The following is a 21,852-nucleotide window of genomic DNA, read 5'->3' on the forward strand; positions in this document are numbered from 1 at the left end:
CTCTCCGCTTAGGAAGGAAGCCACAGCCGGATCCAGGGCGGGATCGGGAAGATCGGCACGCAGCACGAAAGCGCCGTCGTCCTCACTCGCACCGGGCCTCGTTGACCACCTCGGCGGGCAGCGGGACCGGGGCACCGGACGAACCGCCGGCGGATGCGGACGCGGACGCCGAGGCGGCCGAGGCGGCGGCACCGGCGGCGTAGTCCCGGCCGAGCAGCACGCTGATCCCGGCCGCCTGACCGGGCGTCACCGCCGCGCCCGGGAACAGGGCGGCGACCTTCTCCGCACCGGCCCGCTGTCCGGTCCCGTACTCGACCGTGGTGGTCGCCCGGGCGGTGTTGCTCGCGCTGCGCACCCCGGTGACGGTGACCCGGGCCGCCCGGAGCGTCTCGGCGGCCCGGGCGGCCAGGCCGGGGGCGGTGGTGCCGTTGAGGACCGCGACCCGGATCGGCGGGCCCTCGGTGGTGAGCGGCGAGGGCGAGGGCGACGCCGTGGGGGAGGGTGCCTCGGGGGGCGGCGAGCCGGGTGCGTCGTCCTGCCGGCCGGTGGCGTCCTGGCCGTCGATGGTCCGGTCGGCCTGGAGGGTGTTCCACAGGCTGTCGACCGCCGGGTGGACCAGGTCGATCCGCGCGCCGTTGTAACGCCACGGCGTGGTCAGGAACTTGACGTCGTGCAGGTCGATGTCCTGCAGTGAGAGGGCGAAGTCCACCAGCTTGGCCGCCGAGTCGAGCCCCGGATCCACGGTCATCGACCGGGTCGCCGCGTCGGCCAGCGGCAGCAGCGTTCCGGGGCTCAGGCCCTGGCTCTTGATCTTGGCCAGCAGTGAGGACAGGAACGCCTGCTGACGCTTCATCCGGCCGATGTCGGAGTCGTCCCCGATGCCGTGCCGCAGTCGGACGTAGTCCAGGGCCTGCTGGCCGGATACCCGCTGGCGGCCCTTGGCGAGCACCACTTTGCCCTTCCGGCCCAGGCCGGGGTTGATGTTCCCCTCGTGAATGTCGTTGGGCAGGCAGACGTCGACCCCGCCGACCGCCCCGGTCATCGCGGCGAAACCCTGGAAGTTGACCTCGATCGTGTGGTCGACGCGGATGCCGGTGAGCTTCTCCACGGTGTTCTGCGTGCAGGCCGGGTTGCCGGACTCCGTGTTGCCCACCGAGAAGGCCGAGTTGAACATCTGTCCGGGCTGTTCCTTGGTCCACTTCCCGTTCGGGAGCCGGCACCGGGGGACGGTCACGAGGGCGTCGCGCGGGATGGAGATGCCCACCGCGTGCCGGTGGTCGGCGTAGACGTGCAGCAGGATCGTGGTGTCGGAGCGGGCGCCGCCCTCGTTGCCGCCGCCGAGGTCGCTGTTCCGTCCGGCGCGCGAGTCGGAGCCGATCAGCAGCACGTTGACGGGCCGGTTGCCGTGGGCGTCGGGGGCCGGCGCGGGCGGACGGTCGGTGGCGATGGCGTCCGGGTCGAACGAGCGGATGTTGCCGTTCAGTTTGTAGTACACCGCGCCGCCTGCACCGGCCAGGACGACGAGCACCCCGGCCACCGACCAGGCGATGATCCGCCGGGCGCCGCGCCGCGCGTTCCGGGCGGGGTGCCGGCGGGTGTTCCGCGGTCCCTCCGGCCGGGTGTCCCGGCCCGGCCGGCCTCCGGCCCACCCGTCGGGGCCGACCCGCCCGGGCCGGCCCTGGACGCCGCCGCCCTGGACGCCGATGCCCTGAACGGTGCCGCCCTGGACGCCGCTGCCCTGCGTGGTACTGCGCTGGGCGGTCTTGCCCGGAGTGCCCCGGCTCTGGGCGGCCCGGCGGGCCTCGGCCCGGCCGCCGGGGCGCGGTGCCGGCACGCGGCCGGGACCCTCCTCGGACCGGTCGGTCCGGACGCCTCCGTCGGCGCGCCGTCGCCCGCCCGGTTCCGGCAGGCTCTCGCTCCACTGGCCTGACATGGCGCGGACCTCTCAGCGGCGGAAGCGGCAACCCTGGGAGCATACAAACTTCTCCGGTGCCGCTCGGCCGCCGAACCCGGCCGCGCCGGTCCGACCCGCCGGTTCGCCGTCACGACTCACTCCAACGGCTGAACCGGGAGGCCCGCCGGCGGAGTTCACCCCAACGGGTAGAGACGCTCCAGCACGGCCGCGACGCCGTCCTCGTCATTGCTCACGGTGACCTCGTCGGCGACCGCCAGCAGCTCCTGGTGCGCGTTGGCCATGGCGACGCCGTGCGCGGCCCAGCCGAACATCGGCACGTCGTTGGGCATGTCGCCGAAGGCGATGGTGTCGGCGGCGGTCACGCCGAGCCGCCGGGCGGCGACGGCCAGCCCGGTGGCCTTGGAGAGACCGACCGGCAGCAGTTCGACGATGCCCGCACCGGCCATCACCACGCCGACCAGGTCGCCCGCGGCGCGGCGGGCGGCCTCGGCGAGGGCGTCGTCGGTCAGGCTGCGGTGCTGGATGTACAGCTTGGAGATCGGGGCGGTGAGCAGCTCGTCCTTGGCGGCCCGGACGACCGGCAGGTCGGAGCCGATCTGCAGCTGGTACCCGGGGCCGGCCAGGACGGCGCCCTCCAGACCGTCCTGGTTGGCGGCGACGGCCAGCGGGCCGGTCTCCGCCTCGATCTTGGCGATGGCCAGCGCGGCCACCTGCCGGTCCAGGGTGAGCGAGGTGAGCAGCTTGTGCGCGCCGGCGTCGTAGACCTGGGCGCCCTGGCCGCAGACCGCTATGCCCCGGTAGCCGATCTCGTCGAAGACCGGGCGGGCCCAGGGGGCCGAGCGGCCGGTGACGATGATGTGGAGCGCCCCGGCACCGGTGGCGGTGGCCAGCGCGGCGCGGGTGCGCGCGGAGACCGTCTCCGCACTGCTCAGCAGGGTGCCGTCGAGGTCGGTCGCGACCAGCCGGAAGGGCAGGCCGCCGCCGTCGGCGGGGGAGACGGGGCTGGGGCTGGTGGTGCTCATGGGCCGTACGTCTCCCGGGAGTTGCTTCGGGTGTCACCGCGGTGTTCCGCCGACCCGCGGTGCTGTGCTGCTGGTCCTGCCGTCCTGCGGGGCCGCTGCGCCTGAGGTGCCGCGCTCCTGCGGGACGACGGTCGTCCTGCGGTCCGCGGTGCCGGGGCGATGTGCGCCCCGGCACCGCGCCGCGGGGTGCTACTTGACGGGCTCCAGGACGGTGCGCCCGCCGAGGTACGGCCGGAGCGCCTCCGGGACCACGACCGAGCCGTCGGCCTGCTGGTGGTTCTCCAGGATCGCCACGATGGTGCGCGGGACGGCGACCAGGGTGCCGTTCAGCGTGGCCAGCGGGCGGACCTTGCCCTCCTCGCGCATGCGGATGCTGAGGCGGCGGGACTGGTACTCGGTGGTGTTCGAGGTCGAGGTGACCTCGCGGTACTTGCCCTGGGTGGGGATCCACGCCTCGATGTCGAACTTGCGCGCGGCCGAGGAGCCGAGGTCGCCGGAGGCGACGTCGATGACCCGGTACGGCAGCTCCAGGGCGTTGAGGAAGTCCTTCTCCCACTGGAGGAGCCGGCGGTGCTCGCTCTCCGCGTCCTCGGGAGTGGTGTAGACGAACATCTCCACCTTCTCGAACTGGTGGACGCGGATGATGCCGCGGGTGTCCTTGCCGTAGGTGCCGGCCTCGCGGCGGAAGCAGGACGAGTACCCGGCGTAGCGCAGCGGCAGCTTGTCCGCGTCGATGATCTCGTCCATGTGGTACGCGGCGAGCGGGACCTCGCTGGTGCCGACGAGGTACCGGTCGTCGCCCTCCAGGAAGTACACGTTCTCGGCGGCCTGGCCGAGGAAGCCGGTGCCGTCCATGGCGGCCGGGCGGACCAGGGCCGGGGTGATCATCGGGGTGAAGCCGGCCGCGGTGGCCTGGGCGATCGCCATGTTGACCAGGGCGAGCTCCAGCAGCGCGCCCGGGCCGGTCAGGTAGTACGACCGGGCGCCGGCGACCTTGGCACCGCGCTCGGTGTCGATCGCGCCGAGGATCTGCCCCAGCTCGACGTGGTCGCGCGGTTCGAACCCCTCGGCGGCGAAGTCGCGCGGGGTGCCGATCTCCTCCAGGGTGACGAAGTCCTCCTCGCCGCCGACCGGGGCGGCCGGGTCGATGAGGTTCGCCAGCGAGCGGAGCAGGCGCTCGGCCTCGTCCTTGGCCCCGGCCTGTTCGGCGTCGGCGGCCTTGACCTCGGCGGCCAGCTCCTTGGTGCGCTGGAGCAGGGCGGCCTTCTCGTCGCCCTGGGCCTTGGCGACCAGCTTGCCGAGCGACTTCTGCTCACTGCGCAGTTCGTCGAAGCGCGTGCCCGAGGACCGGCGGCGCTCGTCGGCGGAGAGGAGGGCGTCGACCAGGTCGACGTCCTCGCCTCGGACGCGCTGCGAGGCGCGCACTCGGTCAGGGTCCTCACGGAGCAGGCGAAGGTCAATCACGGGCCCAAGCCTACCGGGCGGGGGCCCGTCCACCGGTACCGGTTTTCCCCTGGGGATAACTCGCGCCGACCTGTGGATAACTGCTGTGGGGAACCGTTCGGCGGAAAGTTATCCACAGGCTCGCGGGCCTGCCTGTGGATGGCGGAGCGGCCTTGATGGGCGGTGAGTCGAACCTGGGAATTGAGGTTTCAAACCTCATTTGACCTTCCCGGGGGAGGGAATTGAACCGCTCGGATGGGTGATTTGCTGGCACCCGGGTGACTCTGGTCGGATTAGTCATCTCTGCGACGCAAACCGATGATCCGACCGATACCTGCAGTGGCTATACCGGTTTGTCGACTCATCCCCAGACCTGTGGATAACTTTCGGCTGTGGACAGCGCACACCCCTGTGGACAAGCGCGTTACCGCGACGGCCGGCCTGTGGACAAGCGGCGGGCGGTCGACGGACGGCCGGTGCGGTCACCCGCACCGGCCTCCGGACCCTGTCGAAAACGGTCGGAAAAGGACAGGGAGATAAAAGCCGACGTTCAGATGTCGCCGCGGCCGTCGAGGCAGCGGGAGAGCCAGTCGGACGCCGCGCTGAAATCCGCGTCCGTGGTGCCCGGCCGCTGGTGCCGGGAGACCTGCTGATCGGCGCGCGGATAGGAGCCGAGGAAGCGCACCTGCGGGCAGATCCGCTTGAGGCCCATCATCGCCTCGGCCACCCGGCGGTCGCTGAGGTGTCCCTCGCAGTCGATCAGGAAGCAGTAGTTGCCGAGCCCCTCACCGGTCGGCCGGGACTCGATCCGCATCAGGTTGACCCCGCGCACCGCGAACTCCTGGAGCAGCTCCAGCAGCGCGCCCGGGTGGTCGTCCGGCAGCCAGACCACCATCGAGGTCTTGTCCGCGCCGGTCGGCGAGGAGACCCGGCCGGGCCGGCCGACCAGGACGAAGCGGGTGGTCGCGCTCTGCGCGTCCACGATGTCCTTGACCAGCGGGTCCAGGCTGTAGATCGGCGCGGCGAACTCGCCCGCGAAGGCGCCGTCGTAGCGGCCCTCGGCGACCAGCCGGGCGCCGTCGGCGTTGGAGGCCGCCGCCTCCCAGTGCGCGTCCGGCAGGTTGGCGGCCAGCCAGCGGCGGACCTGGGCCTGGGCCACCGGGTGGCTGGTGACGGTCTTGATGTCGGACAGCCCGGTGCCGGGCCGGACCAGCAGCGCGAAGGTGATCGGCAGCAGCACCTCGCGGTAGATCATCAGCGGCGCGCCGGCGGCCAGCTCGTCGTTGGTCGCCGTCACGGCACCCTCGACCGAGTTCTCGATCGGCACGAACGCGCCCGACGCCTCGCCGCCGCGAACGGCGTCCAGGACCAGCTGAACCGAGTTCATCGGCACCAGCTCCCGGGTCGCCGCCTCGGGCAGGGTGCGCAGGGCCGCCTCGGTAAAGGTGCCCGCCGGCCCGAGGTACGTGTAGCGGGTTGCCGACATGACGCCTCCAAGGGGACAAGGGGACCGTGCGGGGAGAAGGGGCGGCCGTGCGCCGGGCGACCGGCGCGGTGGACTGCCGTGAACCGGCGGACCGCCGTCGAACGGCGGGCCTCCGGGGGCCGGCGGCCCGCCCTGCGGGGCGGACTGCCGAAAGGAGTCACCTTAGTCACTCCGCCCGCCGCCCACGATCGCGTTTCGCTCCGTGGGCGGCGCAGTGGTAGGCCGGGGCCGGTCAGTCCACCAGGGACTGCCCGACGTAGCCGCCCTCCGGCGCCCCCGGCGGGACGGCGTACAGCCCGCTCGCCTCGTGCCGCAGGAAGCGGGAGAGACCGTCACCCCGGGCCAGCTTGCGCTGGACCGGGGTGAACCCCTTGCGGGGGTCGGCCTGGAAGGCGAGGAAGAGCAGCCCCGCGTCCGGCGCCCCGTCGGACGACAGGCCGTCGTGGTACGAGAAGCCGCGCCGCAGCATGGCGGCCCCGCCGTTGGCGGCCGGCGCCGCCACCCGGATGTGCGCGTCGGCCGGGACGGCCAGCGAACCGTCCGGTCCCTGCGCGCCGAGGTCCACGGGGGTGGACTCCACGGCGCCGGCGGGTGCGCCGAGCGGTGCGCCGTCCGTCTTGCGCCGTCCGATCACCCGCTCCTGCCGGTCGACCGGCAGCGCCTCCCAGTTGTCCAGCAGCATCCGGATCCGCCGGAAGACCAGGAACGATCCGCCGGCGAGCCAGGCCGGCTGGTCGCCGCCGGCGGCGCAGAACACCTTGGCGGCGAAGCCCTCCTCGCCGGGCTTGGGGTTGTTGGTGCCGTCGATCTGGCCCATCAGGTTGCGGCCGGTCATCGGGCGCGGGGTGGCCCCGGGCGTCCGGGCGAAGCCCGACGCCTGCCAGCGCAGCGCCGCGGTGCCGGCCGCCTGGCGCTGGAGCACCCGCAGGGCGTGGACGGCGACCAGCGCGTCGTCGGCGCCGATCTGGACGAACAGGTCGCCGTCGCCGCGGGCCGGGTCGAGGGCGTCGGCAGGGAAGGCGGGCAGCGGCTCCAGCCCGGCCGGGCGGTGGTCGGCCAGCCCGGCCTTGTCGAACAGGCCGGCGCCGAAGCCGAAGGTGACGGTGAGCGAGCAGGGCCCGGCGTCGAGGGCGACCTGGTTCTCGAACTCGTCGGCCGGTTCGCCGGCGGCGAGCCGGGCGGCCGTCCGGGACCAGCGCCGGAGCAGGGCGCGCAGCCCGTCCCGGCCGGCGCCGTCGGCCAGGTCGAAGGCGGCCAGCTGGACCCGTGCCTGCTGCGGTTCGAGGATGCCCGCCTGGCGCTCGCCGTGGAACGGCACCCGGGCCGGGCCGAGGGCGGGGGCCGCGCCCTCCGGTCCGGACGGCGCGGCGTCCCCCGGGCCGGTGCGGTCCAGGGCGACCGCCCCGGCGGCGCCCGCGCCCACCCCGACCACCAGGCCGGCCCCGGCCGTCCCCAGCAGCGTCCGCCGGGTGAGGCCGGCGCCGGGCGCGGGCGCGGCCCCGACGGTGTCGCTCCCGGCGGCACCCGCGTTCCCGCCGTTCCCGCCGTTCCCGTTGTCCCTGGCGCTCTCGGCGCTCCTGGTGCTCTTGGTGCTGTTCGTGCTGTTGGTGCTCTCCATGGCGATGGTCCGATCTAACCGATCTTCAGCTGCTTGATCTCGGTGGTCTGGTCGATGTCGGAGGATCTGACCAGCACCGACACCACCCAGTTCCCGGTCAGCGGCAGCTGCGCGGTGCCGGCCCAGCGCCCGGTGCCCTCGGCGGTCAGCGGGACGGTGAGCGGGCCGAGGTCGCGGTCCGGCAGGGTGAAGGCGAGCTCCACCTCCGGCACCTCGACCGGCTGCCCGTCGGCGCCGTCCAGCTTCAGGTGCACCTCGTTGGACCCGGTCCGCGCCGGGTTGAGGGTGACGGTCGCGGTGCCCTTGGCGTTCGGCGTCCGGCCCTTGGTGTCGTACGGGAGCTTGAGCTCCGTGGTCCGGCCGGGCACCGTCTGCGGTGCCGGCGCGCCGGTCGCCGCGCCGCCGGGCACCGGTGCGGTGCCGCCGCTCGCGGCCCCGGCCGCGATCTCGCCCGCCACCCGCCCGGGCGGCGAGTTGGTGAGCATCGTGGTGACCACCAGCACGGCCACCGCGACGGCGGCCTCGACCAGCACCGACCGGCGCAGCCCGGCCCGGTTCGGGGTGAGTCCGCGGTCCCGGCCGGCGTTCTCCCGGGCGGCCCGCTGCCGAGCCAGCTGGGCCTGCCGGACCGGGTCGTCGGCGGCCGACGCCCCGGCGGCGCCCTCCACGGTGCCGTCCGCAGCGCCCTCCGCCGGTCCGGCGGCCAGGCCGGCGGCCGGGACGGGGGCCGGGAGCAGGACCGCCGACGCCTCGGCGGGGGCGGCCCGCAGCCGGGCCAGCCAGGAGCGGGAGAACCAGGCGACGCCGAGCATGGCGACCACGAAGCCGCTCTTCACCAGCAGCAGCCGCCCGTACTCGGTGCCGGTCAGCGCGCCCCAGGTGCCGAGGCCCCGCCAGGACTGGTAGACCCCGGTGCCGGCGAGCACGACGACCGAGCCGAGCGCGATCTTCGAGAACCGGTCGGCGACGTCCGCGCCGATCCCCTCGCGCAGGCCGACCAGCATCGCGGCCAGGCCGCCGAGCCACAGCGCCATGGCGATCAGGTGCAGCATGCCGAGCGGCAGCGCCAGCCAGACCTGGATGCCCACGGAGGCGTGGTCGGCGCCGACCCAGGTCGCCGAGAGGGCGACCGCGAGCACCAGTCCGGCCACGCCGAGGCCCAACCGGGCCTCGCGCTGCGGTCGTTCGGCGATCCGCTGCTCCAGCTCCCGCAGCTCGGCCTCCTCCAGGTCCTCGTCCGACCCGGCGGGCCCGCCGTCCGTCGGCTCCGCCGGTTGCGCCGTCCCGGCGCCCGCCGGGCGCGCGGCCGGCTGGCCGAGGTGGCCGACCAGCAGGGACAGGAAGACCCCGCTCGCCGCGAGCAGCAGCAACCGGGCCGCCAGCGCGGTGCCGATCCGCTCGTCCAGCGTGGCGCGGATCAGGGACAGGTCGAAGGCCTTCGCGAGCCCCGAGCCCCGCTCGTACGGGCCGCGCAGCATCAGCACCGCGACGGTGGAGACCAGCAGGGCCACCCAGCCGGTCATCAGCAGCCGCTGGACCGGGCGCCGGGCCACACCGGCGGGCCAGCAGGCCAGCACGAACCCGGCGGCGCCGACGAGCAGCGCGAACGCCCCGTACGCGACGGTCCGGCCGGTGCCGTAGAGCGCGGCGACCACGTCGTCCGCCTCGGCGCTCTGCAGCGCGGCGGTGGAGACGGTGGTGGCGGAGGGGGCGCCGATGGAGAAGGTGAACGCCCCGCCGATCGGGTGCGAGTCCTCCGAGACGGCCCGCCAGGCGACCGTGTAGGTGCCGTTCGCCAGCCCGCCGTTCAGCCCGACCCGGGCGGTGTTGTCCTTGCCGTCCGCGTGGACGGGGCCGCCCGCGTCGACGGTCCTGCCGGCGGGGTCGAGCACCCGCACCGAGTCCCCGGAGAGCGAGACGGCTTCGCTGAAGGTCAGCGTGACGGCCTGCGGCGCGGTGGGGAGCACCGCGTTCTGCACCGGGTCGGTGGTCTGGAGGGTGGCGTGCGCGGCGGCCGGTCCGGCGCCGGCGAGCATCAGCGCGAGCACCGCGCCGAGTACGCCGAGCAGTCCGGCGATCCGGCGTCCGAGGAGCGGTGGCAGCACGGCCTTCAGCATCTCGTGGATCCCTTACTGCTGGCCGGGGCGGTAGGTGAGTTCCTTGACCGGCACCTTGACCGAGATGGTGCCCGTCCGGGAGAAGGTCAGGTCGATTTCGAGCTCGTCGCCCAGGGCGGGTGACTTCTGCCAGTCCGTGATCATCAGGTGGGTGCCGCCCCGGGCGAGCTGCAGCGCGCCGTGCGCCGGGACGGGCAGCTTCTCGACCTGTTCCATGGTGGTGGCGGTGGAGCGGTGCATGGTGACCGAGCCGGCGCCGGGGCTGGAGACCTTGACCAGCTCGTCCTGCTCGCCGCCGTCGTTGCGCACCGTCAGGTAGCCCGCCGCCATCCCGCCGGCCGGCGGCAGCGGGATGTAGGAGTCGGCGACGCTCAGCCGGGCCGGTCCGCCGGACACCGCGCCGCCGTCGTCGCCCCGGTCGCCCGTCCCGCAGGCGACCAGGAAGGCGCCGCCGCCCAGTGCCGTCGCCAGCACCGCCCCGGCGAGCGCCGTCCGGCGGAAGCCGACGGCGGTGCGGGTCCCGGTGGCGCGGCGGACGGCGGGCCGGTCGGAGCCCTTCATGCGGCGACCCCCCTGGCGAGCAGCGGCAGGTCGTGCTCGAAGACCTTCTCCTCCGTGCCGCTGAGGTAGAGGACGTGCGCCTTGTCGTCGGCGGGCAGGAAGGCCAGCACCTGGGCGCCGTGGGTGGAGGTGACGGTGCCGTCGCCGTTGACCACCGGGTCCTCGATCATGATGCCGAGCGCCCTGGCGGCCGTCTTCACCTTGGCGAGGTCGCCGGTGAGGCCTATGAAGTCGCTGCCCATCGAGTCGAGCCAGGTGCGCAGCACCTGCGGGGTGTCGCGCTGCGGGTCGGTGGAGACGAAGACGACGTTGACCTTCTGCCGCTCCTCGGCGCCGAGCGCCTTCATCGCCACACCGATGTCGCCCATGGTGGTCGGGCAGACGTCCGGGCAGCTGGTGTAGCCGAAGAACAGCAGGGTGGCCTTGCCGCTGGTCTGCTTGCGCAGGTCGTACGGCTGGCCGGCGGTGTCGGTCAGCTGGAGGTCCGGCTTCTCGAAGTTCTTGCCGAGCACGGTGCCCTGGTAGGGCGAGTCGGCCTTCAGCTTGTTGACCTTGGCGGGGCCGGGGGAAGCGCCGTCGGATCCGCAGGCGGTCAGCGTGAGTGCGGCGGCCAGCGCGACGGCGACGGCGCCGGCCATCCGGGCGGTGCGGGCGGGACGGGCGGTGCGGTGGGTACGAGGCATGGGAGGGTCCGATCGTGCGCGGTGGATCACCGGCGGGGCCGTACCCGGGACGCGGGTCACGGGTACGGCCTGCGGCGGGTACGGCCCCGCCGGTGCTGGGGTCAGGAGGCCGGGCCGCTGCTCTTGCGGCGCAGGCCGAGGATGCCGAACGCGGTGCCGATCACGCCGACCACGATGCCGACGACGCCCAGCACCCGGGCGGTGGAGTCGCTCGACCCGGAGTCGGCGGCGGCCTCGTCCTTGGCGCCGGACTCGCCGTGCCCGTGGCCGTCGGCGGCGGCCGTCGGGGAGGCGGTGGCGGTCACGCCGTGGCTGTCGGCGGAGGCGGCCTTGGTGAGCTTCAGCACCGGCGCGGGCTTGGCCGGCTCCGGCTGGCCGTCCTTGGCCTCGTCGATCCAGCGGACGATGTCGCCGTTCTCGTAGCTCTGCAGAGCCTTGAAGACCAGCTTGTCGGCGTCGGTCGGCAGCGGGCCGAGCGAGACGCGGAACTCCTGGAACTGGCCGGGGGCGATCTTCACGCCGGCGTCGGCGGTCCAGGTGATCTTGGAGACGGCCTCGTTGACGTCGTTGCCGTGCACCTTGATCGGCTTGTCGAGCTTGGCCTTCTCGACGGCGGTGGTCCAGCCGGGCAGCGGCTGGGTCCGGACGGAGGCCAGCGGGTGGTCCAGCGGGAGGTTGATCTCCAGCTTCACCGTGCCGGCCGCGTCGTTCTCGTTCGGCACCCGGAAGTCGACGGCGGTGTAACCGCCCTGCTCGGCGCTGCCGGGGTTCACGGTCACGTGTGCGAAGGCGGGGCCGGCCAGGACCACCACGGAGGTGGCGGCGGTGAGGGCGACGGCGGCGATACGGCGGGAGGGAAGGGAACGCATGGTGTTCGTGGTCTCCGATCGGAGGCTCGGCGGGCAGGCCCGCTCCCGGGCACGGGGCTTCCGTGCCACGGCGGGGCCGCGCGGCGTGGGGAGGAGTGGGGGGAGGGGCCGCAGGACCGCACGAGCGGGCGGGTACGGCTCGACTGCCGCGTACACCCGGATCCGGTACCGCTGGGGGAGGCACCGGGGACGGCGGGTCAGTACGCGAGCGCCCCGAGCGGCGGACCGCGCCGCACCACGCTGTGCCGCAGCGCGGCACCGGCCGGCACGCGGTCGTCCCCGTCACGGCCGCCGGACCGGCGGACCGGGCCGCCGGGCGTGCCGAGCAGGCCGCGCAGCAGGACCGAGGCCAGGACGAAGGCCGTCCGCAGCGGTGTCGCCCAGTGCTCCCGGGCCGCGGCGGCCGTGATCCGCACCAGCCGCCAGAGGGCCGCCTCACCGCGCCGGAGCCACCAGCCGGCCACCAGGGCGGCGGCCAGGTGGCCCGCGAACATCGACGGCGTCATCCCGAGCACGCCGCTCTGCCACCACGGTGCGGTCGCGTACTCCTGCGGGTCCAGACCGGCACCGGCGACCAGCTGCTCGGCGGTCGGACTGCCGGGCAGCCCGATCAGCGTGCCGGGCCGGGCCTCGTTGCAGATCAACCGGCCGGCCACCTGCGGCAGGGTCAGCGGGCCGGAGCCCACCGCGCCACCGTGGTGCGAGCCGGACCCGGCACCGGCGCCCGCGTGGCCGCCGAGGGTGTGGAAGAGGACGTGCAGTCCGAACTGCGCCGCGCCGAGCGCACCGGCGATCGCGGTGAGCGAGCGCTCCCGCCCGCCGAACGCGACGGCCGCCACCAGGACGGCCGTGAAGCCGGTCGCGAGGGCGGCCGGAGCCACGTTCCCGCCGCCCGCCAGGGCGTGCCCGGCGGCCGCGATCAGCGTGCACACCAGGGCGAACGGGACCGCCCGGGCAAGCCGCAGGTCCCAGGCGGCGACCCCCACCGGAGCGTCCGGTACGGGGGCGCCCGGGTGGGGGGCGGCGGCTGGGGCAGTCATGGCCGGGCCATCATCTCATCGCCTACCGCTGCCGGATCGGCAGGGTGGGAAATCCCTACGAATGCCCCGTTCGGCCCCGGCGCACGGGCCCGGACGTGCGCCGCTCGGCACAGAGCCGGGCCCCAGTCCATCCGCCGAACGGGCGGTAGCGGACCTCCGGCACGGTTCACCCCGGCATCCCCCGGAGATACCTCGGTTATATGTGGAGCCGCAGCCAGGAGGGACCTCCCGTGGACATCTGGTGGACTCTGCACCTCAAGCGCGACCCGGCCAGCGTGCCGCTGGCCCGCCGCATACTGCTCGGTGCGATGGCGACCGCGGGCGTCGACCCGCAGATCGCCCACGACCTCGGTGTCGCCCTCAGCGAGGCCTGCGCCAACGCCGTCGAGCACGGGACAGGCGACGGACCCGACGAGGGGTACCAGGTCACCGCCTCGATCAGCGGCGACTTGCTGCGGATCGAGGTGACGGACTCGGGGCCCGGTCTGCCCGCCCCCGCCCCCGGCGGCCACGCGTCGCGCCGCCCGTCCCCGGTCCAGGCCCCGCCGGCCCGGCCGGCACCGCGCCGCCGCAGCCGGCGCGGGCGCGCCACCGTCCCCGGTCCGCTGCTCACGGCGCACCGCCCGCGCCGCGACGGCCGCCCGTACGACACCCACGTCCTGCCGGGAGGGTGCCCGGACGCCGACCCGATGCCGACGCTCCGGCCGGTCGACCTCGACATGCTGCCCGAGCTCACCGCGGAGTCGGGCCGCGGCCTCTTCCTGATCCACGCGCTCACCGATCACGTCCGGCTCCGCAACCATCCGCTCCGGGGGGCCATCGTGAGCTTCGACAAGATCCTCAAGTGGCAGGACGACGCCCTGCTGCGCGCCGCGTCCTGAGCAGGCTCGGCCGACCCCGCGGGTGCCGCTCGGGACGGTGCCGCTCGGGACGGTGCCGCTCGGGACGGCGCCGCCGTGAGGGGCCGACGGTGGGACGCGGGGGGTGGGGGGGGCGGCGGGGGGGCGCCCCCCACCCCCCCACTGCGGGGTGCGCCCCGGGGCCCGCCGGGCGGGGGCCCGCGGGGGCCGGCCCCGCGGGGGGGGGCCGCGGGGGGGCGGGGGTCTGGGGGCCCCCCGCCGGCCCCCACCCTTCACCGCGTTCCCTGGAGTACCCGTCCCGGTCGTCCCGGTCGCTCCGGTCGTCAGGCGTGCGCGCCGGCCTTGCGGCGGCGCAGCACGAACAGCGTCCCGGCCCCCGCGGCGAGCACCGCGGCGCCACCGGCGGCGATCGGCAGCGTGTTGGAGCTGGAGCCGGTCTCGGCCAGGTGCGGACCGGCCGGGGTGGAGGCCTTGGGGGAGGCGGCGGCCCCGGTCGCGGCGGCCGACGGGGCGCCCGAGGCGTCGGCCACCGTGAAGTGGTCGGCGGGCTTGTGGACGCCGGAGAAGGAGACGCAGCCGTTGCCGACCGGGCTGCCGGGCACGTCCTTGGCGGGGAGGTACTCGGACCAGCCGCCGAGTTCGGCGTGGTACTTGGCGACGGGGGCCTGGGCGGTGGCGGCGATGCGGACCTGGAGGGTCAGCTTCTGGCCCTTGGCGAGCTTGTGGGTGCCGAGGTCGAGCGGGGTGGCCCCGGCCAGCTCCAGCGGCTTCCAGTCACCGCCGGGGAGCTTCACCTGGCCGGTGAACGCCTCCTTGCCCCAGGTCAGGGGGTTGAGCACCGGCTCCTGCCCGATGTCGGTGACGAACAGGTAGGTGGAGAACTTCTGCAGGTCGACCGACCCGGTGTTCTCGACGGTCGCCGTCATCTCCTGGGCCGCGCCCCCCTTGGTGAGCGTGGTGCCGGCCAGGCCGGTGCCGGTGACCTTGAGGTCGACCAGCTGGTAGCCGCCGGGGCAAGGGATGCTCGGCGTCGGGAGCGGCGCGGTCGGGCGGCCGGTGGGCGTCGCCGACGGGGTGGCGGAGGAGCCGGGGCTCCGGGTGGTGCTCGGGGACGCGGTGGCCGACGGAGTGCCGGTGCCGGTCGGCGACGCGGAGGTGCTCGGCGTGCCGGACCCGGTCGGGGAGGCCGTGGGGGCCGTGGGGGAGGTCGTCGGCGAGGCCGTCGGCGAGGCGCTCGTGCCGGTCGTCGGGGACGGCGAGACGGCGGCGGCACCGGCGGTGGCCGCGCCGACCGTCGTGCCGAGGGACAGTGCGAGCAGCGTGGACGCGGCCAGAAGGCGGGATGAGCGCACGGTCTTTGCTCCAGGTTCGGGCGAATTCTGTACGAGTGCGGGCGATTTGACGCCTGATTCCGATGATCGGAACGTCGCAGGAGCGGCACCCTATCGACGGGTGGGCGAAGGGTTTCGGTCGGGGTGGCCGAATGCGGTCGTCATGCGCCCTACCCTGGCGCGATGGGTGTGGGCGAGTGGGATCTCCGGCGGCTGAGGGTGCTGCGGGCGGTCGACGAGTGCGGGACGGTGACGGCGGCGGCCGAGCGCCTGCGCCTGTCGCCGTCGGCGGTGTCGCAGCAGGTGTCGGCGCTGGCCCGGCAGGTGGGCGCCCCGATGCTGGAGCCGTACGGCCGGCGGGTCCGGCTCACCCCGGCGGCGCGGCTGGTGCTGCGCCACGCCGACCTGGTCTTCGGCCAGTTGGAGCGGGCCGAGGCCGAACTGGCGGGCTATCTGCACGGCGAGGCGGGCGAGGTGCGGGTGGGCGCGTTCGCGACCGCGATCGGCGGGCTGCTCGTCCCGGCGGTCGTCCGACTGCGGGACGCCGCACCGGGGCTGACGGTGCGGGTGGTGGAGGCGGAGGCCGCCGAGGCGGTCCGGCTGCTGGCGGCGGGGGACGTCGACCTGGCGCTCTCGCTGGCCGTCGGGCCGGGCGGCGCCGACCCGCGGTTCGTCGGGACGGTGCTGCTGGAGGATCCGCTGGACGTGGCGCTGCCGCCCGGGCACCCGCTGGCCGGGGTCCCCGGGCTGAGGCTGGCCGACCTGGCGGAGGAGCCGTGGATCTACGGCGCCGCCGGGCCGTGGCGGGAGATCACCCGTGCGGCCTGCGCGGAGGCGGGGTTCGCGCCGGAGCGGGCGCACACCGCCGCGGACTGGACGGCGATCCTGGCCATGGTGGCGGCCGGGCTCGGGGTGGCGCTGGTGCCCCGGCTGGCGTCGGCGGGGCGCGGTGGCGGGGCGGCGGTCCGGGCGCTTCCGGCGGACCTGCCGGCCCGCCGGGTGGTCGCCGTCGTCCGGGCCGGGACGGAGCGGACGCCACCGCTCCGGCGGGTGCTGGCGGAGCTGGCGGCGGTGGCGGCGACCGTTCAGGTGGAGTGAACGGTTTGCTCAGTTCTTTGTGATGGACCTGACCGGTCGGGCGGGGCGAAGGTGGGTCCATGACCGCCGACGCGCACGATCCCGCCGCTGCCCCTGGCGCCTCCGCCCCGGCCTTCTCCGACGCCGGAGCCGGTGCCTCCTCCGACGCCTTCTCCGACGCGGCCGCCCCGCCGTACGCGGGCGGCAATCCCTACGCCGACTACCGCTCCGCCGAGTTCGGGTTCACCGGGCTGACCGACCTCGCCGACCGCCGGCTCGGCGGCGCGGTGATCGCCGCCAACGACGAGCTGTTCGCCGAACGGGAGAACCTGCTGCTGCCCGGGCCGGCCGAGTTCCGCCCGCACACCTTCGGCAACAAGGGCCAGATCATGGACGGTTGGGAGACCCGCCGGCGGCGCGGCACCGGCGCCGCCCGTCCGCACCCGACCGACGAGGACCGCGACTGGGCGCTGATCCGGCTGGGCGTCCCGGGTGTCGTGCACGGCGTCGTCGTGGACACCGCGCACTTCCGCGGCAACCACCCGCGGCAGATCGGCGTCGAGGGCGCCGAACTCCCCGGCACCCCGGGCCCGGAGGAGCTGCTGGACCCGGCCACCGCCTGGCACCCGCTGGTCCCCCGCTCGCCGGTGCGCGGCCACGCCGCCAACGGCTTCGCGGTCGCGGACCGCCGCCGCTTCACCCACCTGCGGCTGAGCCAGTACCCGGACGGCGGCATCGCCCGGTTCCGGGTGCACGGCGAGGCCCGCCCCGACCGGACCTGGCTGTCCGCGCTCGGCACCTTCGACCTGGCCGCGATCGAGAACGGCGGCGCCGTCGAGGACGCCTCGGACCGCTTCTTCTCCGCCCCGGTGAGCCTGGCCCTGCCCGGCAAGTCCCGCGCGATGGGCGATGGTTGGGAGAACCGGCGACGCCGCGACGACGGCCACGACTGGATGCGGCTGCGGCTCGCGGGCCGGGGGGCCGTCCGGGCGGTGGAGATCGACACCGGCTACTACGTCGGCAACGCGGCCGGCTGGGCCGCGCTGTACGGGCGGGACGACCGCGCGGCCGACCCGGAGGAGTGGTTCGAACTGGTGCCGCGCACCCGGCTGCAGCCCGACGCCGTCCACCGGCTGGTGCTCGACGCGCCGCGCCCGGCCACCCATGTCCGGCTGGACGTCTTCCCGGACGGCGGGATCGCCCGGTTGCGGCTGTACGGCGGCCTGGTCTGACCCTCTCGCCCCCCGGTTGCCGGGGCCGCGGAGCCGCCGGACGATGGGGGCATGATGCACCAGATGCGTGCCGAGTACGGCGACGGCGGCGAGTCCGGCGGGGTGCGGCTCTGGCACATGGTCCGCGGGACCGACAGCGTGGCGATGTGCGGCCGCGAGCTGGACGCGGGAGCAGCCGCCCGGGAGGCGGTGGACTGGGGGCACACCCCCGAGCTCTGCTGCCACACCTGTGGCGCCTACTTCCTGCGCGAGGCGCCCTACCTGGGGTCCGAACACCCGTAGCGACCGCCCCGTGAACGGCGGCGAACGCCCTGGTCGGCGGGCGGGTGACGGTCCTGCCCCGGCACGGGTGGTCCGGCCGGCGCGGGCCGGGGCTACCGTGGTCGGCATGGAGGAGTCCCTGGTCCGGCCGCGGTCGCTGACCCGCGAGGCCGCCGCACTGCGGGCCGGAGTGCCCACCCTGGCCGTCCACGTCGACCGGCTGGTCGCCCGGATCGAGCAGGTCGACCCGCTGATCCACGCCTTCGTGTCCGAGCCCGGCCGCCCGGACCGGCTGCACGCCGAGGCCCGCGCGCTCGCCGCCCGGTACCCGGACCGGGCGGCCGCGCCGCCGCTGTACGGGGTGGCCGTCGGGGTCAAGGACATCGTGCACGTGGACGGCCTGCCCACCCACGCGGGGTCCGCGCTGCCGCCGGGCGTGCTGGCCGGTCCGCAGGCCACCGTGGTGGACCGGCTGCGGGCGGCGGGCGCGCTGGTGGCGGGCAAGACGGTCACCGCCGAGTTCGCGGCCAGTGCGCCCGGGCCGACCCGCAATCCGCACCATCCCGGGCACACCCCGGGAGGGTCCAGCAGCGGGTCGGCGGCGGCGGTCGCGGCGGGGCTGGTGCCGCTGGCGATCGGCACCCAGACGGTCGGTTCGGTGATCAGGCCGGCCGCCTACTGCGGGGTGGTGGGCTTCCGGCCGACGTACGGGCGGATCCCGATCGACGGGGTGATCCCGAACGCGCCGAGCTTCGACACCCTGGGCCTGTTCACCGCCGATCTGGCGGGTGTCGCGCTGGCCGCGCCACTGCTCTGCGACGACTGGGCCGGCCGGCGCGACCCGGACGACCCGGCCGGTCCGGGAGGCTTCGAGGGCCGGGGCGGCCTGGGCCGGACGGCCGACGACGGGCCCGTCGTCGGCGTCCCGGTCGGGCGCTACCTGGAACGGGCCCGCCCGGAGGCGCTGAAGGCGTTCCGGGAGCAACTGGACCGTTTGAGCGCCCGGGGACTGACGGTCCGCCGGCTCGACCTGCTGCCCGACTTCGACGAGCTCGTCCGGCAGTTGCAGGTCATCAACCGGTTCGAACTGGCCGCGAGCCACGCCGACTGGTTCACCCGGTTCGGGGGCCTCTACCGCCCCGAGACCGCGGCGGGCATCCGGCACGGCCGGACGGTCGATCCCGGCGACCGGGAGGCGGCGCTGCAGGCCCGGGAGCGCTTCCGCGACCGGCTCGCCGAGCAGCGGCGCCGGGCCGGGGTGGACCTGCTGATCGCTCCCTCGGCGACCGGTCCGGCCCCGTCGGGCCTGGACGGCACGGGCGACGCGGTGATGTCGCTGCCGTGGAGCTACGCCGGCCTGCCCGCGCTCAGCCTGCCCGCCGGGGTGACGGCGGAGGGCCTGCCGCTGGGGCTCCAGGTGATCGGCGAGGCGTGGGCGGACGAGCGACTGCTCGCCCAGGCGGCCGTGCTGGAGCGGGTGTTGGACGGCGCCTGACGGATCGTCGGGCCGCCGGTCGGTCGGTCGGTCGGTCGTTCGGTCGGTCGGGCCGCGGCCCGGCGGGTGCGGGGCACCGGCGCCGGGCCGGAGGTGTCAGGCCAGGGCGGGTGCGTCCGGGTCGGTGGCGTCGGCCCGCAGCCGGTGCAGGACGGCGCGTCCGGCCCGGTCGTACGGGGTGCCGTCGTCGAAGAGCAGCGCCTGCGAGTTGGCGCTCTCCATCAGGGCGATCAGGGTGAAGGTGATGTCCTCCGGGTCGGCCCCGGCGCGGAGTTCGCCGGTGGTCCGGGCCTCCGCCACCAGGCCGAGGACGGTCGCGCGCCACTCGTGCCAGCTGGCGGCGATGGCGTCGCGCAGCGGTCCGGGGCGGGCGTCGAACTCGGCGGTGACCTCGTAGAAGAAGCAGCCGCCGGGGAAGACCCGGGTCCGTGAGTAGGCCAGCCAGGAGTCGCAGAGCCGCCGGACCTTGCCGAGGCCGGGGGCGTCCCGGACGACCGGTTCGAGCACCGCGTCCGCGAAGATCCGCCGGGCGGCGCGGATCGTGGCCAGCTGGAGCTCCTCCTTGGAACCGAAGCCGGCGAACACCCCGCTCTTGCTGAGGCCGAGATCGGTGGCGAGCCGACCGATCGACAGCGAGTCCAGTCCTTCGACGGAGGCGATCTCGACGGCGCGCCGCAGCACCGTCCGCCGGGTCTCCTCCCCGCGCAGGACCCGTCCGTCCGTGGTCGATCCGGCCACCGTTCACCTCAGTTCTCGTCCGGTTCCCGTGCCGCCAGGGTAGCGGGGTCGAGCCGCCGGGATCCCAATAAAAAGCACGAACGGTCGTGCTAATATTTCGGCAAGTTCGGCTCCTGCCCCTCGGCATCGACAGGGAGACCCTCGTGGACCCGGCCGTCGCACTGATCCGTACCACCCTGAACGCCGCCTCGAAGGCCGCGCCGCGGCTCGCCGGCCGGGCCGCGTTCGAGCTGTACCGCCACCCCGTCCGGCGCGGCCGGGTCCGCACCCGCGAACGCGAGGTGCACGACCGGGCCGTCACCGAGACGCTCACCGTCGGCGGCGAGCGCGTCGTCGTCCACCGCTGGGGCGACGGTGCCCGGCCGGTCCTGCTGCTGCACGGCTGGCAGTCCCGTGCCTCCCGGTTCGCCGACTTCGTCCCCCGGCTGAACGCGCTCGGCCTCACCCCGGTCGCCTTCGACGCCCCCGGGCACGGCGACTCCGGCGGTCGCACGACCACCGTGCCGGGCTACCGCGACATCGCGCTCCGGCTCCAGGAGCGGTACGGCGACTTCGAGGCGGTGGTCGCGCACTCGCTGGGCGTCAACGCGGCCTTCCTGGCGCTGCGCAGCGGCCTGCGGGCCGGCCGGCTGGTCGCCGTCGCGGGGGTCGCCGAGGTCTCCTACCTGCCTGCCGCGTTCTGCGCCCGGCTCGGCCTGAACGCCACCGTGGAAGCGGAGGTGGGGCGCCGGGTGGAGAGCGGTGCGATGTTCCCCGGGGTGACGGACGTCGCGGCCCACTTCGACGCCGCCCGGAACCCCGAGGAGATCGGCCTGCCGATCCTGGTGGCGCACGACGAGGACGACGACGTGGTGCCGTTCGGGCACGCCCGCCGGCTGGCGGCCGCCTACGGGGACCGGCTGGAACTGCTGGTCACCCGGGGGCTCGGCCACCGCCGGATCCTCACCGAGCCCGCCGTGATCGACAACGTGGTGGGCTTCCTGACGGCCGGGCACGGGTCGCAGACCGGCGGCGCCCCCCACGTCGCCGGCGCCTCCGACGCAGGCCGTGCCTCCGGGGCAGGCCGTGCCTCCGGGGCCGGACACCAGCTGGGATCGGCATGAGTCTGCTCGAACTTCACACCCGCTCACTGGAGTTGGCGGCCGACCTGGTCGACACCGTCCAGCCGGAGCAACTGGTGCTCCCGACGCCCTGCACCGGCTGGTCGCTCCGCCGGCTGCTGGACCACGTGGTCGGCCAGCACCGGGGCTTCGCCGCCGCCGCCCGCGGCGCCGGGCCCGACCTGGCGCTCTGGCGGGACGTCCCGGTCGACGGCGACCCGGCAGGTGCCTTCCGGCGGTCGTCGGCGCAGCTGACGGCGGCGTTCACCGGGGCGTCCGCCGCTCCGGGCGGGTCCGTGCTCTGGCTGCCGGAGATCCGCGACGGCGGCCCGCTCCCGCTGGACCTGGCCGTCGGCTTCCACCTGCTGGACACGCTGGTGCACGCCTGGGACGTGGCGGCGGCCCTGGGGCCCTCCACCGCGTCCGGGATCGTGACCGCCGTGGAGGCCGAACCGCCACTCGTTGGGGCGCTGCTGGCGGTGGCCGAGGCCGTCCCGGCGGCTCCGGCGAACCGGGGGCCCGGCCGGGCCTTCGACGTGGTCGGGTCGCCGGACGCCGCCGCCGGGCCGTTCGCCCGGGCGCTCGTCCTGCTCGGCCGCGACCCGGCCTGGTCGACGCCCGAGCGGTGACGCCACCGGACGCCGGGGCCAGGGGCTCCGGCGTCCGGTGGCGGGGCCTGCCGGCCGCCCCGTGCGGCCTACCGGGCGTCGCGCTTCTCGTCCGGGAACCGCGGCCCGCCGATCAGAAACAGCAGTGCGGCGGTCGGAAAGCCGATCGAGGCGGCCACCAGCACGATGAACTCCCAGAACATCCGTCGCTCCCAACCTTCGCCCCGCGCCCTCGGCCGTGCCGTCGTCGGCGCCGGAGGCGGCATCCCTCGAAGGAGATCCCAAACCGGACCGGCCCTGATCGGCCGAATTGTCCACTCGTTATCCGACGGTATGGCCGAATTACCCCCACGGCCACCGGGCGGCGCGCCGTGGCAAGCGCAGGGGTCTGGGCGC

Annotated in this window: 19 protein-coding genes; 7 read left to right on the top strand and 12 right to left on the bottom strand. The window is 75.2% G+C overall.

The window, feature by feature from the left end; translation table 11 throughout:
- Nucleotides 1–82: 82 nt before the first annotated feature.
- From ABZY91_RS07125 to ABZY91_RS07170, 10 genes are all read right to left on the bottom strand, one after another.
- Nucleotides 83–1,834: an LCP family protein gene (locus ABZY91_RS07125; RefSeq protein ID WP_355400440.1), complete on the bottom strand. Its 1,752-nt coding sequence runs from the start codon at nucleotides 1,832–1,834 to the stop codon at nucleotides 83–85.
- A gap of 254 nt (nucleotides 1,835–2,088) precedes the next feature.
- Nucleotides 2,089–2,937, bottom strand: a complete 849-nt coding sequence (locus ABZY91_RS07130; protein WP_329884690.1) for an HAD family hydrolase — start codon at nucleotides 2,935–2,937, stop codon at nucleotides 2,089–2,091.
- Nucleotides 2,938–3,126: 189 nt separating this feature from the next.
- Complete coding sequence (gene serS, locus ABZY91_RS07135; protein ID WP_355400442.1) at nucleotides 3,127–4,401, bottom strand: serine--tRNA ligase; 1,275 nt, start codon at nucleotides 4,399–4,401, stop codon at nucleotides 3,127–3,129.
- 529 nt (nucleotides 4,402–4,930) lie between these two features.
- On the bottom strand, nucleotides 4,931–5,866 hold the full coding sequence (gene pheA, locus ABZY91_RS07140; RefSeq protein ID WP_329884688.1) for a prephenate dehydratase: 936 nt from the start codon (nucleotides 5,864–5,866) through the stop codon (nucleotides 4,931–4,933).
- Between the two features lie 232 nt (nucleotides 5,867–6,098).
- A complete protein-coding gene (gene efeB, locus ABZY91_RS07145; protein WP_355400444.1) occupies nucleotides 6,099–7,484 on the bottom strand; it encodes an iron uptake transporter deferrochelatase/peroxidase subunit in 1,386 nt (461 codons plus the stop codon).
- Between the two features lie 14 nt (nucleotides 7,485–7,498).
- Nucleotides 7,499–9,601 carry a FixH family protein gene (locus ABZY91_RS07150; RefSeq protein ID WP_355400446.1) on the bottom strand — a complete coding sequence of 701 codons (2,103 nt, stop codon included), beginning with the start codon at nucleotides 9,599–9,601 and terminating at the stop codon, nucleotides 7,499–7,501.
- A 12-nt stretch (nucleotides 9,602–9,613) separates the two neighbouring features.
- Complete coding sequence (locus ABZY91_RS07155) at nucleotides 9,614–10,162, bottom strand: copper chaperone PCu(A)C (protein ID WP_329949691.1); 549 nt, start codon at nucleotides 10,160–10,162, stop codon at nucleotides 9,614–9,616.
- Complete coding sequence (locus tag ABZY91_RS07160; protein WP_355400448.1) at nucleotides 10,159–10,845, bottom strand: SCO family protein; 687 nt, start codon at nucleotides 10,843–10,845, stop codon at nucleotides 10,159–10,161. Before ABZY91_RS07160 ends, ABZY91_RS07155 begins: the two co-directional genes overlap by 4 nt.
- A gap of 101 nt (nucleotides 10,846–10,946) precedes the next feature.
- The gene (locus ABZY91_RS07165) at nucleotides 10,947–11,714 is read right to left on the bottom strand and encodes a YcnI family protein (RefSeq protein ID WP_329884683.1); all 768 of its coding nucleotides are present in this window, start codon (nucleotides 11,712–11,714) and stop codon (nucleotides 10,947–10,949) included.
- A 197-nt stretch (nucleotides 11,715–11,911) separates the two neighbouring features.
- Nucleotides 11,912–12,754: a hypothetical protein gene (locus ABZY91_RS07170; protein ID WP_329884682.1), complete on the bottom strand. Its 843-nt coding sequence runs from the start codon at nucleotides 12,752–12,754 to the stop codon at nucleotides 11,912–11,914.
- 230 nt (nucleotides 12,755–12,984) lie between these two features.
- Between ABZY91_RS07170 and ABZY91_RS07175 the strand changes: the two genes are divergently transcribed.
- A complete protein-coding gene (locus tag ABZY91_RS07175) occupies nucleotides 12,985–13,635 on the top strand; it encodes an ATP-binding protein (protein WP_329884681.1) in 651 nt (216 codons plus the stop codon).
- Between the two features lie 302 nt (nucleotides 13,636–13,937).
- Here the strand turns inward: ABZY91_RS07175 and ABZY91_RS07180 are convergent, their stop codons facing one another.
- Nucleotides 13,938–14,966: an LAETG motif-containing sortase-dependent surface protein gene (locus tag ABZY91_RS07180; RefSeq protein WP_355400451.1), complete on the bottom strand. Its 1,029-nt coding sequence runs from the start codon at nucleotides 14,964–14,966 to the stop codon at nucleotides 13,938–13,940.
- Between the two features lie 168 nt (nucleotides 14,967–15,134).
- Between ABZY91_RS07180 and ABZY91_RS07185 the strand changes: the two genes are divergently transcribed.
- The 4 genes from ABZY91_RS07185 to ABZY91_RS07200 all read left to right on the top strand — a co-directional run bounded on the left by ABZY91_RS07185 (nucleotide 15,135) and on the right by ABZY91_RS07200 (nucleotide 19,010).
- Nucleotides 15,135–16,043, top strand: a complete 909-nt coding sequence (locus ABZY91_RS07185; RefSeq protein WP_355400576.1) for a LysR family transcriptional regulator — start codon at nucleotides 15,135–15,137, stop codon at nucleotides 16,041–16,043.
- Between the two features lie 59 nt (nucleotides 16,044–16,102).
- The gene (gene alc / locus ABZY91_RS07190; protein ID WP_355400453.1) at nucleotides 16,103–17,254 is read left to right on the top strand and encodes an allantoicase; all 1,152 of its coding nucleotides are present in this window, start codon (nucleotides 16,103–16,105) and stop codon (nucleotides 17,252–17,254) included.
- Nucleotides 17,255–17,305: 51 nt separating this feature from the next.
- Nucleotides 17,306–17,536, top strand: a complete 231-nt coding sequence (locus ABZY91_RS07195) for a hypothetical protein (RefSeq protein ID WP_329884678.1) — start codon at nucleotides 17,306–17,308, stop codon at nucleotides 17,534–17,536.
- A 106-nt stretch (nucleotides 17,537–17,642) separates the two neighbouring features.
- Nucleotides 17,643–19,010: an amidase gene (locus ABZY91_RS07200; RefSeq protein WP_355400456.1), complete on the top strand. Its 1,368-nt coding sequence runs from the start codon at nucleotides 17,643–17,645 to the stop codon at nucleotides 19,008–19,010.
- A gap of 96 nt (nucleotides 19,011–19,106) precedes the next feature.
- On the opposite strand, the gene ABZY91_RS07205 is transcribed toward ABZY91_RS07200, so the two are convergent.
- Nucleotides 19,107–19,748: a TetR/AcrR family transcriptional regulator gene (locus ABZY91_RS07205; protein ID WP_355400458.1), complete on the bottom strand. Its 642-nt coding sequence runs from the start codon at nucleotides 19,746–19,748 to the stop codon at nucleotides 19,107–19,109.
- 143 nt (nucleotides 19,749–19,891) lie between these two features.
- Here ABZY91_RS07205 and ABZY91_RS07210 point away from each other — a divergent pair, with 143 nt between their 5' ends.
- Nucleotides 19,892–20,851 carry an alpha/beta hydrolase gene (locus ABZY91_RS07210; RefSeq protein WP_355400460.1) on the top strand — a complete coding sequence of 320 codons (960 nt, stop codon included), beginning with the start codon at nucleotides 19,892–19,894 and terminating at the stop codon, nucleotides 20,849–20,851.
- A complete protein-coding gene (locus ABZY91_RS07215; protein WP_355400462.1) occupies nucleotides 20,848–21,477 on the top strand; it encodes a TIGR03086 family metal-binding protein in 630 nt (209 codons plus the stop codon). Before ABZY91_RS07210 ends, ABZY91_RS07215 begins: the two co-directional genes overlap by 4 nt.
- Nucleotides 21,478–21,852 lie beyond the last annotated feature (375 nt).

The organism is Kitasatospora sp. NPDC002965 (genome assembly GCF_040611255.1).
Lineage (GTDB): Bacteria > Actinomycetota > Actinomycetes > Streptomycetales > Streptomycetaceae > Kitasatospora.

Excerpts from the sequence above, each read along its gene's own strand:
- ABZY91_RS07130 (WP_329884690.1), bottom strand. The coding sequence starts at position 2,937 with ATGAGCACCACCAGCCCCAGCCCCGTCTCCCCCGCCGACGGCGGCGGC.
- pheA (WP_329884688.1), bottom strand. The coding sequence starts at position 5,866 with ATGTCGGCAACCCGCTACACGTACCTCGGGCCGGCGGGCACCTTTACC.
- efeB (WP_355400444.1), bottom strand. The coding sequence starts at position 7,484 with ATGGAGAGCACCAACAGCACGAACAGCACCAAGAGCACCAGGAGCGCC.
- ABZY91_RS07150 (WP_355400446.1), bottom strand. The coding sequence starts at position 9,601 with ATGCTGAAGGCCGTGCTGCCACCGCTCCTCGGACGCCGGATCGCCGGA.
- ABZY91_RS07155 (WP_329949691.1), bottom strand. The coding sequence starts at position 10,162 with ATGAAGGGCTCCGACCGGCCCGCCGTCCGCCGCGCCACCGGGACCCGC.
- ABZY91_RS07160 (WP_355400448.1), bottom strand. The coding sequence starts at position 10,845 with ATGCCTCGTACCCACCGCACCGCCCGTCCCGCCCGCACCGCCCGGATG.
- ABZY91_RS07165 (WP_329884683.1), bottom strand. The coding sequence starts at position 11,714 with ATGCGTTCCCTTCCCTCCCGCCGTATCGCCGCCGTCGCCCTCACCGCC.
- ABZY91_RS07170 (WP_329884682.1), bottom strand. The coding sequence starts at position 12,754 with ATGACTGCCCCAGCCGCCGCCCCCCACCCGGGCGCCCCCGTACCGGAC.
- alc (WP_355400453.1), top strand. The coding sequence starts at position 16,103 with ATGACCGCCGACGCGCACGATCCCGCCGCTGCCCCTGGCGCCTCCGCC.
- ABZY91_RS07195 (WP_329884678.1), top strand. The coding sequence starts at position 17,306 with ATGATGCACCAGATGCGTGCCGAGTACGGCGACGGCGGCGAGTCCGGC.
- ABZY91_RS07200 (WP_355400456.1), top strand. The coding sequence starts at position 17,643 with ATGGAGGAGTCCCTGGTCCGGCCGCGGTCGCTGACCCGCGAGGCCGCC.
- ABZY91_RS07215 (WP_355400462.1), top strand. The coding sequence starts at position 20,848 with ATGAGTCTGCTCGAACTTCACACCCGCTCACTGGAGTTGGCGGCCGAC.